14 protein-coding genes and 1 pseudogene are annotated in these 11,935 nt (G+C 61.4%); 7 read left to right on the top strand and 8 right to left on the bottom strand.

What is annotated here, in order from left to right; translation table 11 throughout:
- The first annotated feature begins 69 nt into the window (after positions 1-69).
- From U5798_RS19370 to U5798_RS19355, 4 genes are all read left to right on the top strand, one after another.
- Entirely contained in the window at positions 70-240 is a 171-nt protein-coding gene (locus U5798_RS19370; protein WP_006489933.1) for a hypothetical protein, read from the top strand.
- Between the two features lie 116 nt (positions 241-356).
- Complete coding sequence (locus U5798_RS19365; RefSeq protein ID WP_059232870.1) at positions 357-605, top strand: DUF2795 domain-containing protein; 249 nt, start codon at positions 357-359, stop codon at positions 603-605.
- A gap of 110 nt (positions 606-715) precedes the next feature.
- A complete protein-coding gene (locus U5798_RS19360; RefSeq protein ID WP_124455814.1) occupies positions 716-2,074 on the top strand; it encodes a GGDEF domain-containing protein in 1,359 nt (452 codons plus the stop codon).
- A 150-nt stretch (positions 2,075-2,224) separates the two neighbouring features.
- On the top strand, positions 2,225-2,347 hold the full coding sequence (locus tag U5798_RS19355) for a hypothetical protein (protein WP_256976788.1): 123 nt from the start codon (positions 2,225-2,227) through the stop codon (positions 2,345-2,347).
- Positions 2,348-2,472: 125 nt separating this feature from the next.
- Here U5798_RS19355 and U5798_RS19350 read toward each other — a convergent pair whose 3' ends face one another.
- Positions 2,473-3,249, bottom strand: coding sequence for a hypothetical protein (locus U5798_RS19350; RefSeq protein WP_322082900.1), 777 nt, complete (start codon positions 3,247-3,249; stop codon positions 2,473-2,475).
- 198 nt (positions 3,250-3,447) lie between these two features.
- Between U5798_RS19350 and U5798_RS19345 the strand changes: the two genes are divergently transcribed.
- Together U5798_RS19345 and U5798_RS19340 are read left to right on the top strand one after the other, a co-directional pair.
- Complete coding sequence (locus tag U5798_RS19345; RefSeq protein ID WP_322082899.1) at positions 3,448-3,801, top strand: hypothetical protein; 354 nt, start codon at positions 3,448-3,450, stop codon at positions 3,799-3,801.
- Positions 3,802-3,804: 3 nt separating this feature from the next.
- A complete protein-coding gene (locus U5798_RS19340) occupies positions 3,805-4,158 on the top strand; it encodes a hypothetical protein (RefSeq protein WP_322082898.1) in 354 nt (117 codons plus the stop codon).
- Positions 4,159-4,446: 288 nt separating this feature from the next.
- Here U5798_RS19340 and U5798_RS19335 read toward each other — a convergent pair whose 3' ends face one another.
- From U5798_RS19335 to U5798_RS19320, 4 genes are all read right to left on the bottom strand, one after another.
- Complete coding sequence (locus tag U5798_RS19335; protein WP_124456939.1) at positions 4,447-5,049, bottom strand: SHOCT domain-containing protein; 603 nt, start codon at positions 5,047-5,049, stop codon at positions 4,447-4,449.
- Between the two features lie 166 nt (positions 5,050-5,215).
- Entirely contained in the window at positions 5,216-5,791 is a 576-nt protein-coding gene (locus tag U5798_RS19330; protein WP_124456940.1) for a DUF6037 family protein, read from the bottom strand.
- Between the two features lie 290 nt (positions 5,792-6,081).
- Positions 6,082-7,251: a hypothetical protein gene (locus tag U5798_RS19325; RefSeq protein ID WP_124456941.1), complete on the bottom strand. Its 1,170-nt coding sequence runs from the start codon at positions 7,249-7,251 to the stop codon at positions 6,082-6,084.
- Positions 7,252-7,573: 322 nt separating this feature from the next.
- Positions 7,574-8,356 (bottom strand): UPF0489 family protein, encoded by a 783-nt coding sequence (locus tag U5798_RS19320; protein WP_322082897.1) that lies wholly within the window; start codon positions 8,354-8,356, stop codon positions 7,574-7,576.
- On the opposite strand from U5798_RS19320, the pseudogene U5798_RS19315 reads away from it, so the two are divergent.
- Positions 8,355-9,139, top strand: a pseudogene (locus tag U5798_RS19315) (iron chelate uptake ABC transporter family permease subunit); the annotation flags it as partial. The gene U5798_RS19320 and the pseudogene U5798_RS19315 sit on opposite strands and share 2 nt — an antisense overlap.
- Before the next feature lie 178 nt (positions 9,140-9,317).
- Here U5798_RS19315 and U5798_RS19310 read toward each other — a convergent pair.
- The 3 genes from U5798_RS19310 to U5798_RS19300 all read right to left on the bottom strand — a co-directional run bounded on the left by U5798_RS19310 (position 9,318) and on the right by U5798_RS19300 (position 11,925).
- A complete protein-coding gene (locus U5798_RS19310; RefSeq protein ID WP_322082896.1) occupies positions 9,318-10,469 on the bottom strand; it encodes a hypothetical protein in 1,152 nt (383 codons plus the stop codon).
- A gap of 173 nt (positions 10,470-10,642) precedes the next feature.
- Positions 10,643-11,509, bottom strand: a complete 867-nt coding sequence (locus U5798_RS19305) for a baseplate hub protein (protein ID WP_322082895.1) — start codon at positions 11,507-11,509, stop codon at positions 10,643-10,645.
- Positions 11,506-11,925 carry a hypothetical protein gene (locus U5798_RS19300; RefSeq protein WP_322082894.1) on the bottom strand — a complete coding sequence of 140 codons (420 nt, stop codon included), beginning with the start codon at positions 11,923-11,925 and terminating at the stop codon, positions 11,506-11,508. The genes U5798_RS19305 and U5798_RS19300 overlap by 4 nt, the downstream gene beginning before the upstream one ends.
- Positions 11,926-11,935 lie beyond the last annotated feature (10 nt).

Genomic DNA, 11,935 nt, shown 5'->3' with positions numbered 1-11,935 from the left:
AAATGAACGCGGGCCGGGTTCAGAGCCTAGAATGGGAGCAAGGGTTCCTGCCACCGCAAGGAGGCTATCGTGATCGAGCAAGTCATACTCGGAATATTCCTCGTGCTGCCGCTCGTCATCGTCGCGGCGCTGTTTTCCGACGAACTGTGGCAGGAGCACCGGCGCCAGCATCCGCGCGACGAAAACGCTCCGCATATCGACTGGAAGCATCCGTGGCGCCGCGTGCGACGCGGTCATTGAGCCGCTTCATCCACGATCCGCAGCATGCGACGGCCGGGCCATCCCGGGCCCGGTAACGCGCAGTGCGCCGCCCCTCCACTTCGATCCGATTCCCGCCCAACTCGCGAGACGCCGCCGTGAACGACAAGCCCGCTGCCCCTGCTCACGATATCCCTCACGAAACGATCGACCTGCAGATCGCCGACGTGCTGGCGGCCGTCCGCTACCCGGCGAACAAGGATGCGATCGTCGATGCCGCGCGCGACGCCGGCGCCAGCAACGAGGTGCTGTCGATGCTCGACGGCCTGCCCGAACAGGACTACGCGGACGTCAATGCCGTCACGCAATGGGTCGCCGGCAACTTCGGCCCGGGGCTCGGCATTTGAGCGGACGGCAATAACGCGATAGGATCGGGCCGCACCGGTCGCGCCGCGATCGGGAGGCGTGCCGCCCGGCGCAAGAACGGGCGTTCGAGCACGCGTGTCCGGGGGACTCCATGGAAGGCATCCTGATCCAGCATACGACGCGCCGTCAGCTCTGGTTCGGCGCGCTGACGGCGCTCGTCATCCTGCTTGCACTCGGGATCGCCGCGCCGCACGCGAACGTCTCGCTGCCGGCCGTCGAGCCGTTCATGCCGATGTGCGCGCTCACCGTGTTCACGACCGCGAGCATCGCCGCATTTTTCCTCGGCGCGCAGTTCACCGTCACGCGCCAGCCCGTGCTCGGTGCGCTCGGCGGCGCCTATGCGTTCACCGCGCTCGCCGTCGCGCTGCAACTGCTCACCTTTCCCGGCGTATTCGCGCCGCAGGGCCTGCTCGGCGCGCGCCCGCAAAGCGCTGCGTGGATGTGGGTCTTCTGGCATTCCGGCTTCCCGTGCTTCGTGATGGCCGCGCTGTTCGCACGCGAGCGGCTGACGCGCGCACCGGTCGGCGAGAAAGAGACGCGCCGCTGGACGGTCGCGCTCGTCGGCGGGCCGGCCGTCGCAGCGGCGCTGCTATGCGCGCTCGCGCTGAACGTGTCGCTGCCGCCCGCGTTCCATCCGCCCGGCGACGCGGCCGTGCTGCCCGTCAACGGCATCGCGCTCGTCGTGTGGATCCTCAATGTGCTCGCGCTCGTCACCGTGGTCGTCACCGGCCGGCTGCGCACGACACTCGACCTGTGGCTCGCGATCGCCGTGCTCGCGTGCCTCACCGATACGACGCTGAACCTGCTGGCGACGAACCGCTTCACGGTCGGCTGGTATGTCGCGCGCGTGTTCAGCATGTTCACGCCCGGCGTGCTCGTGTGCGTGCTCGCGTGGGAAGTGACGATGCTGTACCGGCAGCTGTTCGAGGCGCACGCGACGCTGATCCGCTCGTCCGCGCGCGACGGGTTGACCGGCGCGTTCAACCGCAGCCACTTCAACGATCATTTCCACACGCTGTTCCTGCAGGCGCGGCGTCAGGGCGAACCGTTGTCGCTGCTGATGGTCGACGTCGATCACTTCAAGGCCTACAACGATGCGTTCGGCCACGTGAAGGGCGATGCGTGCCTGATCGCGATTGCGAATGCGCTGGCCGGCGCGGTGCGACGGCCTGCGGATATCGTCGCGCGCTACGGCGGCGAGGAGTTCGCGATCGTGCTGCCGAACACGGGGGCGCGCGGCGCGCGCGTGGTGGCCGACGAAGTGCGCGACGCGGTGCTGCGGCTCGATCTCGAGATGCCGGATTCGCCGGCCGGGCGCGTGAGCGTCAGCGTCGGCTGCGCGACCGTGTCGGCCGACGATCTGTCGACGCCCGATGCGTTGATCGAAGCCGCCGATGCCGCGCTGTATCGTGCGAAGGATACGGGGCGAAACAGGGTCGTCGTCGCCTGAAAACGTCTGCTGTTTGGCTAATTGTTACGGTCATTGTGACCGGAATAATCCGCCGTTACGGATTGCGCCACAGGGAAACGATCGCTTACATCCGGGGTGGGAGGCGCTCGCTATGCTGGGTTTCATATCGAACCCGAGCAGGTGAGTGCCATGAAGAAAACCCTTTTGCTGATTGCCGGTGTCGCCGTGTTGTTGAGCGGCTGTATCGTGGTGCCTGACGGCGGTGGATATTACGGTGACGGGTATTACCACCATCATCGTCATTGGGATTGAGGCGGGTGAAGATTGCGGCGCTACGGTCGCGTAAAGGTCGACGCACCATTGTTGTCGCGAAGGGTACGGATGCGTCGATTGCCTTGTTGTCCGCAACGCGATCGATGCGCCGGACTGAAACCAGATCAGGCCGGCCTGGTCAGATCGGCGTGCATCAGGAACACCTGTAGTGCGGCGAGCGTTTCGCCGTGAAGCCGCTCCAGACGCGCATCCTTTTTCCCGTCCTTGACCAGATCGCCCCTGATATCCCGCTTGTACGGCTCCCCCAGCAGTTCGGCCATGTCGAACTGGTAGTACGTGCGATCCCCGTATGGCCGCTTGCCGTCGATGTAGGCCATCGGCCAGAAATCCCCTTCGCTCAGCACGTCGTCTATAGCGTCCGCATCGACCGTCCGCCAGTTGGCGCCCCTCAGCACGGCAAGATGCGCGGCACGAAATTCGAACCGGCCCGACGCATCGACACCACTCCCCTTGAAGGCAAACAGCTTGCGAAGCGCTGGCGGGATCGTGTATCGCCCGGGCGCCAGCGTGCCCGCCGTCGCGACAAACACGGGGACGAGGTGTCCGAGTTCGGCGAGCGTGCGAATGGCGAGCGCATCGTCATTGGTTTTGAGTGCAGCCTTGGCCAACATAATCGTCGACCCTTCGCCGATCAGCGGATGCATCGGATCGATGCCCGGTGCGCCGGATTCGACCGGCACCCACATCACCCGCAACTGCTTCATCAACGCAACGTGGCGCGAGGTCAGGTCGGGAAGAGATGCGCCGTCGGCGAAAACGGCGCGGATGATCGCGTTGCGGTCGGCAGGTCGTGACGACACGGGAGCGCCCGACGCCGCGCGTGCGGCAAGCATCGGGAGTGCGGCGAGGGAGGCAACGAAATGTCGGCGGGACAGGGACATGGGCTGGGAGATTGCTGAAAGGGAGGGCCAGGTCGGCTCGCGGAATGTAGCATTCAGCCTGACGGCAAACCATCTGGCAAAACTGTCAGCCAGTCGGATGGTTTCGCACCACGATGACAACCGTCGAAACCGGGACGATATAGTCCGGGGAATGATGAACATGTCCGTGCACTGGAGCTTCGCTGAATTCAAAAGCCGATGAGACTGAAATTCGTCGCAGTGACCTTGCTCGTGCTCGCCCTCTGCTACCTCGGTGCGGGCATGCCCGCCGCTCACCTGTTGCTCAAACCCGCCGTCATTTCCGATGGCCTGACGCTGAAAGCGATTACCTACCACTGGACGGATCGCTTCGATCGGGCGCTCCCGGAAGCCGAACTGCTCGCGAGCCGCTTTTACGTGCTGCTGCTCGCCGCCCTTGGCGCGTTCTCGGCCATGTCTGCGCTCAAAGCAGATCGAAACACAAAGAGCTTCATCTTCGCGCTTGGCTGCGCGATCACGCTCTTCGTCATCTTTCTCTGTGCGCAGACCCAAGCCTATTACACGATGGGATGACGTATGAGCGCACGAGCCAAAGTTGCCCTGTCAGTCGCCGCGTCGGTCCTCTCGGTAGCGGGACTCGCCTTTGTCGTTGGTACGCTCATTCATGTGCGCAACCTGGATCAGTTGCACCATCTTCTGACTTACGACTACATGAGCTTCGTAGACAGCCATGCCGATGGCAGCCTCGGCAGCGTGGCCAACGACTTCTTCACGGGTGTCTCCCTCGTCCTGATCGGCAGCGTCCTGTTCACGAAAATCGAGAGAACGAGCCGGGGCGCCAGGATCGTTGCCGCGTGTCTCTTCGTCTTCGCGGCGCTCTCGCTCGTCTATGCCTGCGCGAATCTTCGCGTCGGCATCGCGCCGCATTGACGGGCACGTCGTCGACCGGCACAACCACGTAGACAATCCCCTTGGTTGGCTTAATTGGAGCCAACTCAAAAGGGTTGTCAACCTGATACTGGTGGAGGGCCGACAGCTTTTCAGCCATGTCGGTGTTGCCACAGAGCAGGTATTCCAGCCAGTTGACCGACAAGTACGCATCTTTCCACTTTTCGTCCTCACCCAAGCGAAATTCGAAGGATGCCGGGGTGGGCGAATTCGTTTCTAGATCGAGTGATGATTTCTTGCCGACCTTTGAAGAACCAAGGTCCAACCGCATCAAAGCTGGCTGATGACCTTGGCCTTGATGGTTTCGTATTCCGAATCGCTGATGAGCCCTTGGTCCAGCATGGTCTTGGCTTTCTGCAACCGCTCAGTCGGACTTTCGCTTGCCGTTGCGACAGAGTCACCAAAACTTCCCTGAAACCCACCGGATTTGGCACGCATCTCCTCAAGCTCCCTCTGCCGGCGCTTTTCACGCCAGGCCTGCTCCTGAGCTTGGCAAATGCGATAGATTGCTTGCGCCTCAGCTTTACGCAAGCCCGAGAACTGAAATCCGCGGAGTGCGCCACCGCTTGCCAAGTCTGGCTGAGTCAGTGCAGTAACGGTCAGCGTACTGCCAAAGATACCGGCCTTGATATGGGCCGTCTTGATGTCCTGCCAGCGGAGGTCAACCGGCGAAAACCCTCCAAGTAGACCTCGCGTCATGCCGATTAGCCGGCCAGACGTCGCCGCCACAAGTGCGCGCCGATGCAAAAGCGCAAATAAACGGCGCTGCACCGTGCTCTCCTGAACGGCCTCCCCGGTAACGAGCATCGAGTCCAGATAGGACCACGCTTTCGGCATCTCGGCGGCAAGGCCGGTTGAGTTGTTGTCTGCCATCGCATTCCCCGTCAATTGTGATTGTGTTGTCGCAGTCATCGCGCTGCGGTTTGGAAAATCCTAGCAGATTTAAAGGACGGCGCTGCGCCAGCCACAACTGGTTCAAATCCTGCTCTACTATCGGGTACTTCCTTGGAGCCCTGACGCCTATCGCCCGAGATTGCCATCAAGGCAGATCAATCTCCTTGGCTCTGGTTGCGTCATCCGTCCAGCAGCTACTGATGTTCCTCTCTTTACACCGCACATAGGCCTTCTCACCTAGCCACTTGCGCGTCTTCTCAAGATTTTCCATGGTCACATGCTTAGCTGACGCCGTGTTGTCTCGCCATCCGCAGAACCAGATCTTTTCAGATTCCTCGACGTTTCTTCGATACTGAGCCAAGTCGCGCGGGGCGGCCCGACGGAACCCCACTCCTTTCATTGCTTCATTCACGTGTGCAAGGAAAGCGCTTGGAGTGAATCGAGGTCCCGAACGGCCCAGGCCAAGGATCTCGCAAAGCCTGTAGTACACGTCAGTTGGAAACACACCCGGTGTCTCAAGCGTTCTCGGGTCGACCGACACTTCGAAGTAGAAATTCTGCCCGATAGCGCCAAACGCAAGCACATAGGGATCGACATCGATGAAGACGAACGCGTCGAACTCTCCCCGGTGTAGCCGGAAGCGAAAATGACAACGATCGATCTCTTCAGCCTCCATCCTGGAGAGAAGCTCAGACAATGAGGCCAGTTTGAAATACGCCATTGATTACTCGCTCTTCTTTCACGTGCATGAACCAGTCGCCTATACATCGGCAACGATCAAAGCTCGCTGAAGTCCCCGTAGTGAATCGGGTCCCTCAGATACGCGTGGACCTCGCTGTTCTTCCACACCGTGCACCGCGGAGATAGTTGAATCGGCTGAGGCGCCCGTCCGGCCAGGCAGAGCTTCGCCATGTCCCCCGGCAGACGCCCACAAACGGCGCGATGCGCATCCGGCGCGGCTGCCCTGTTCCGCGCCGCAATGGTCAGCACATCAACTTTCGCCACCGATCCTCACTGCAACCGAATCTGATAAACGTCGTTATTACTTCCCTGCGTGTAGTACACGTACGTCCCGGACTGAATCAGTTGGTTCGGCACCGAATCGAGCAGTTGGGTCACCGCGCCTGTTGTGGCCTGCCAGCGATAAACCTTGTTCGCCGACGATACCTGGTAGATCACATTTCCGGCTGCATTGCCGAGTAGTCGAGCAGTCATGTCAGTCGACAGCGTGTTGATCTTCCCGGTCGACACCACCACCGCCCGTAGATCGAGGCGAGAAAAAGTCTGCTGCGTTTCCACCCAGGCGAGTACCCCTTCCGATAAAAGAAAGTAGGCGCCTCCGCCGACCTCGTCAGGCGAAATCGAAACGGGTCCGCCCGTCGCAGCCTGCCAAGACAAATTTTGGATGTGCGTCCCACCCTGAGCGGAGATACCGCTAAGCCAAGCGACGGACTGTCCGTCCGTTTGAACGGATCCACCCGGGTACATTTGCCACAACGCTGCCGACGCTTGCGTCTGTGATGACCACATGTATACCTGCTGTGGATTGAAGGCCTCGGGCAACTGGATCCAGTAGTAGTAGTTCACGATCCCGTTCGAAACACTGAAACTGTTGACGGAAGCACTCAGCCCTGGCGGAAGACTCGTGAAAGTCTTTGTGGACTGGCTATAAAGGGTCCCGCCTCCATAACTGTTCCAAAGCAGATACCCGTCATGTGCGGATGGCGCAAGGTCATCAGCGTGACCGGCTGTCCCGGCGAGTATCGACATATTCGTCTTCACGCCATTCGGGTCCCACTGGTAGATGCAATGAAAGGGCAACGGCTGTGGGCAGTCGACATCTACCGCGGACACGTATGCGTAGCCGCCGCTAAGCTGCCAATTTCCGGCGTTCTGCAAAGACGCAAAGCCATTCAGCACGACTTCGGTCTGACTGCCGAAATTCCTCATGCGGGCCGAGCCGTCCGCCGCGACGTAGAGCAGGCTATTGCCATCGGCAGCCAGCATCTTTCCACCGCTCCCGAGCGTGAGAAGAGGAGCAGGAGGCGGCGATCCTCCTCCACTTCCACCACCTCCACTGCCCGCACCTTCTGAGGTGACGTCCCCGCCGCAAGCAGCCAATATCAGAGCAATGGAAGCCACAAGCCAGCGCCAAGATCCGTTTCGCTTGAAAGTAACCATGTCGAGAAGTTTTCCTGATGTTCTTGTGGTTCACCAATGACACCGGTTACGGCTCAATATCCGCTCGTCGTGCAATTCATCTGGTTGCAGAATGTCGAGCAGTGGGTGTTCTGAATGTGTTTTCAAGGATTTGAGAGGGGCGACTAGACGACCTTAGACAACTTTGGGTGACTGGTTCGATACAGAACCGAGCGAATTTATCAAGAGCCTTTATTATCAAGGGTCACGGACACACGCATCGATTTTGTGTACTAACTCGTGTACTAAAAACCCAAGGTGACCCGAGTTATCCACAGGGGTCCTCGCTCAGCGCCGATGATGCTCATGCCATCGACGCTTCGATGTGTTGCTTCATGCGTTCGAGCAGGGTCTCACCCGTGATGTTCGAGCCCTCGTCACGACAGTCCGCGACGTACTCGGGTTCTATCGCGATAGTCACGGCGACCGAGTTACGCACCAGGCGGTAGAAGGTCGCCGGATCGTCCGGCTCGATCGCTTTTTCAGAGTGGAAATAGTCGAGGTCGATGTCGAGAACGTAGGGTTCAGCCTCCGCCGCCGGCACGCCGTCCTGCGCTGCCATCGCGTTGAGTACGTTGAGTTCATGGTCAAGATAGACCGCTTCCAGCACCTGCGCCGAGCGGATCGGCGTGCACTCGTCGTCGTGCGGCACCTTCGCGCAGCCGATCGCGCATATCGAACCCGCCTCGTAGAGCACGCCTGGCTTGCTGCAAGTCTCGTAGGAGAGGTTGATGACGAAGCCACGGGACAGGATCCCCGCCGCGATCGCGGTCAGGATGTGTTCGTCGTTGTGAAGCTTGCCAATGGCGTCCATCACCGACGCCTCGTCGTCGTAGCGCAGGTTAGCAATCATCCCCGGCAACATCGCCTCCATGGCCGCTGTCTGAGCGCCGCCCATCTTCCCGCGCGTGGCATGGAACAGGTGCCGGTAGAACGGCTCGAAAGTGTCCGTGTGATGGTCGAGCGTGAGCAGCACCGGCGCCGCGGCAAGGGACCGACGAATCTCCGCCCATGACTGCAAGACGTGGTGGTGCGACGTGACGATGTAGACATCCTTGCCGCCAATGTTGGCCTTCTCGTGAAGCATGGTGTTGGGTGATGCGCGCGTCCGGGGGAATATCAGCATACAACGTGGAGCCGCCAGCGATGCGCTGCACGTCGCACCCGATCTGCGCGTGTGGTGGGAGGCGGTGCCCGGCAGCAATGCCGCTTCGCTCGCGCAGTGTTCCTGTTCGACCTCAACCTGCCGCGTGTTGCGGCCGCGCTCGTCGCGGGCGCGCTGTTCCAGTCGCTCACGCGCAATCCGCTCGCATCGCCCGACCTGCTCGGCGTGACGGGCGGCGCGCAGCTCGGTCTGCTCGCGGCGATGCTCGTACCGGCGCTGGCGGGCGTCGCGTCGGTGCCGCTGTTGTTCGTCTGCGGGCTCGCTGCAGCCGCGTGCGCGATCGTCGCAGCCGGTGGCTGGCGCGCGACGCCGTGGCGGCTCGTGCTCGCGGGCAGCGTGTGCATGCTGCTGTTCGCCACGCTGTCGCCGCTCGTGCTCGCGTTCTCGAGCAGAACATCGTGGGTGCCGCGCTATGGACCAACAGCAGCCTGTACCAGCCGGGCACGACCAGCCTCGCGCTCGCCGCGCGCTGGCTCGGCGTACCGCTGGGTGCCTGGCCGTTCGTGATCCGGCCGCTGGATCCGCTCGCGCTAGGCCACGACGCGGCGGCCGCGGTCGGCGTCCGCATGGATGCGACGCGGCTCGCCGCAACGGTCGTCGCGGTCGCGTATGTAAGCGCGGCCGTCGGCATCATGGGCCCGCCCGCATACGGCGGAGTTCGTCGCGCTGAACCTGCTGCGCCAGGTGTGCGGCTCGTCGTCGAGTTCGAAGCACTGGAGCGCGAGCGCGCCGCGCTGGCCGAGCAGCAGCGGCAGGAAGCGGAAGCGCGGGCCGCGCGCCGAGCAGGAACAGCGCGGGCGCGAGGAAGCGGCAGCGCGCGAAGCCCGCGAACGTCATCGACGCTTCGCGGGCAAGGTTGTTGGCCCAGCGAGGACCATGTCGGTCACTGCATGCACATGAACGTCACGTACTTCCCGCTGATGTCGGCAGACGATGCGACTGTGAAACCCGTCGTCGACAGAGCCGACAGGGAGAGCACCGCACTGCCAGTTCCTAGCCCTGTGATCACGCAGCTCGGCGTCGACGCGTAGGCATGGTTGAACGTCGCAGCGCAAGAGGTCACGCCGCCCGTCCCCATCACCAGGGTGCCGCGCACGTCGTTTGCGAATGCAGCGGACGCACCCGTCCCGCAACCTGACATCGTGACGTTCCCGAGTGCCGACGATGCTGCAGAAACATGGTTGTCGAACTGAACGTTCCCACTAGTCGTAAGCGTCATTGCATCGGTCGCGCCGCCGTTGAACTGCACCGGCCGATACTGGCCGCTCCCATCGATCACTTGTGAAAACAGGTACTTCGTATTGGTTGCCGGATTCGGAGCACCGAAAATAAACTGCTCTTGATTCGGGCCGCCGACTCGATTTACCACCAAAAAAGCACCTGCTTGCGGGGAGGGATATAAAACGAAGTTGGTATCGAAGCCGGCCACATTTGCAGGGCCAACCATCGCGATATCGTTCGGCGCTCCGTCATTCGACAACAACGCGCCATTGACGTTTCCGCCAAACTGGATCGATCCAGATCCATTCAATTGGATCGAGGATCCGGATGGCCATGCGATCTGATTGTTGTTGTTATTAACCAGCGTAATCGGATTCGCACCACTACTCGTCGGAATCGAGATTGATTGCGATGTGATCGAAGAAGCGGTAGCGGCCCCGAGTGTCGACGCGCCCGACACGCCAAGCGATCCCGCGTTCAGCACACCCGACACGTTCGCACTGTTTAGCGCGGCCGAGCTCGACGTCGTCAGCGTCGTGAATGCGCCCGTGCTGGGTGAGCTGGCACCGATGGGCGTGCCATTGATCGCGCCGCCGTTCATGGCGATGTTCGAACTCGTGATCGACGGCGCCGTCAGCGGCCCGGTGAGCGTTCCTCCGGACAGATGGAGGACATTCAAGAACGCCTGATTCAACTGGGCGGCGGTCAGCAGTTGGCCAGGGATGAACTGCGGGGTCTGCGCGTGTGCCACGAGCGTCCCGAGCAGCGCGAGTGAAATGAATGTTTTCGAAATGAGAGAAAGAGGTTTTTTCATGAATGACTCGATCAGAATAACGGAAAATCGGTAGATGAAGCTGGCGGGATAAATCTGACGTCAGCGCATGAGTAGCCGCTATCGGCCCAATTGGGCAATTCGACATTGCATATTTCATACGTCGACGGCTATCAATGTCGAATAGTATCGGCCACTATAAATCGCCGAATGCATCAATAGCCGTTGTGCGGGAACGCAGATAGCTGCGTGAACCACTGACCGTCCGGGGTTTCACTTTCGAGCGCATGCGACAGCTCGAAGACATTCCAGATTCCGTTCGCTGCATCCAGTGAACTTTCGACCTTCACTTGACTGCCGCACTTGATGTCTGGATTAAATTCAGTGACGAGAGAAATCCCCTTGCTCGAGAACATCGGGTAGCCGCGCATGCCAGTCCGCGGCGAGATCAGCGGAAGCTCGCCGGCGGTCGCGCGCGCGCCGGCGAGCGGCCAGATCGCGAGCGTGTCGCGGTCAATCAGGTAGTTGATGTCTGCCGCACGTGCGCACGCTCGCACCTGTGCGAGCGCCGTGCCTGGGAAGTACGGATTCGACAGTTGCACCTGCACGCCGTTGTTCTCGAACGCGAGGCCCATCGTATCGGCCAGCTCCTGCATGATCGTCGCGGCGTCGACACTTCCCACATAGCTGAGCGCGCCGACTGGCTTTACTGAGTCGTACAACCCGGCCCACCCGAGGATGTTCAAGGCCACATCGGGCATACCCTGAAAATCGCCATGTGCCTCCCCGATCGTGCCCGAGTAGACGACGTGCATGCCGTTCTCGTCGTCGCCGGCGGCCAGTTGGAGCTTGTTATTGCGAAATGCGGTGTTGATCGGCCCAATGGTCGTGAGCCGATTGATCATCGATAGCGGCAAACCGGACACCCTGACTTGCGCCTCCGCCATCGCTTCGCCGCCTAGTACGGCGATCAGGGCCTGCACTCGCAGCCCGGTCAGCGTCACCGTGTTCGAGCCGTCGTCGCCGAACTCGCCCTCGCCAAGGGTGATCGTCACGTCGATCCTCTTTTTCGTGAAGCTCATTTTTGCTTGCCTCCATACCGGATATCCCGCCGCGTCGGAGCACAATCTTCGGTGGCGTCGTTTCTAGACTCATGCGCGCCCACCTGTAGACTTTCGCCGACAGATTCAGTCGATGACGCGCCAACCGCTGCAGCCCGCTCCATCAATCCGGCGAGCCGGCGACGCGTTCGCATCCGGCCCTTCCGCCCGCTGCCGGCCGTCATCTCAGCCCGCTCCGCCTCGCTCCAGAATGCCGGCCGCTCACGTGCCTCGCCCAAGATCAGCCGCTCCAGCGTCCTGCCGCGACACTCGCCCGGCCGCTTCGCGTTGTTCAGCAGCGCAACCAGCTCGGGGCATGCCCATGCCGTGATCTGCACGAAACCCGCGCTCCGCATCCGCTTGCTATGCCCTTTCAGGCGCTCTGCTGTCGTTGCCATATCCGTTTCT

It is taken from the genome of Burkholderia sp. BCC1972, from assembly GCF_905339605.1.
Classification (GTDB): Bacteria; Pseudomonadota; Gammaproteobacteria; order Burkholderiales; family Burkholderiaceae; genus Burkholderia.
This window is presented reverse-complemented; position numbering and strand designations above follow the sequence as displayed.

What these genes read in the sequence shown, in the direction of transcription:
- U5798_RS19360 (WP_124455814.1), top strand. Translation starts at nt 716, where the DNA reads ATGGAAGGCATCCTGATCCAGCATACGACGCGCCGTCAGCTCTGGTTC.
- U5798_RS19355 (WP_256976788.1), top strand. Translation starts at nt 2,225, where the DNA reads ATGAAGAAAACCCTTTTGCTGATTGCCGGTGTCGCCGTGTTGTTGAGC.
- U5798_RS19350 (WP_322082900.1), bottom strand. Translation starts at nt 3,249, where the DNA reads ATGTCCCTGTCCCGCCGACATTTCGTTGCCTCCCTCGCCGCACTCCCG.
- U5798_RS19345 (WP_322082899.1), top strand. Translation starts at nt 3,448, where the DNA reads ATGAGACTGAAATTCGTCGCAGTGACCTTGCTCGTGCTCGCCCTCTGC.
- U5798_RS19340 (WP_322082898.1), top strand. Translation starts at nt 3,805, where the DNA reads ATGAGCGCACGAGCCAAAGTTGCCCTGTCAGTCGCCGCGTCGGTCCTC.
- U5798_RS19335 (WP_124456939.1), bottom strand. Translation starts at nt 5,049, where the DNA reads ATGGCAGACAACAACTCAACCGGCCTTGCCGCCGAGATGCCGAAAGCG.
- U5798_RS19330 (WP_124456940.1), bottom strand. Translation starts at nt 5,791, where the DNA reads ATGGCGTATTTCAAACTGGCCTCATTGTCTGAGCTTCTCTCCAGGATG.
- U5798_RS19325 (WP_124456941.1), bottom strand. Translation starts at nt 7,251, where the DNA reads ATGGTTACTTTCAAGCGAAACGGATCTTGGCGCTGGCTTGTGGCTTCC.
- U5798_RS19320 (WP_322082897.1), bottom strand. Translation starts at nt 8,356, where the DNA reads ATGCTTCACGAGAAGGCCAACATTGGCGGCAAGGATGTCTACATCGTC.
- U5798_RS19310 (WP_322082896.1), bottom strand. Translation starts at nt 10,469, where the DNA reads ATGAAAAAACCTCTTTCTCTCATTTCGAAAACATTCATTTCACTCGCG.
- U5798_RS19305 (WP_322082895.1), bottom strand. Translation starts at nt 11,509, where the DNA reads ATGAGCTTCACGAAAAAGAGGATCGACGTGACGATCACCCTTGGCGAG.
- U5798_RS19300 (WP_322082894.1), bottom strand. Translation starts at nt 11,925, where the DNA reads ATGGCAACGACAGCAGAGCGCCTGAAAGGGCATAGCAAGCGGATGCGG.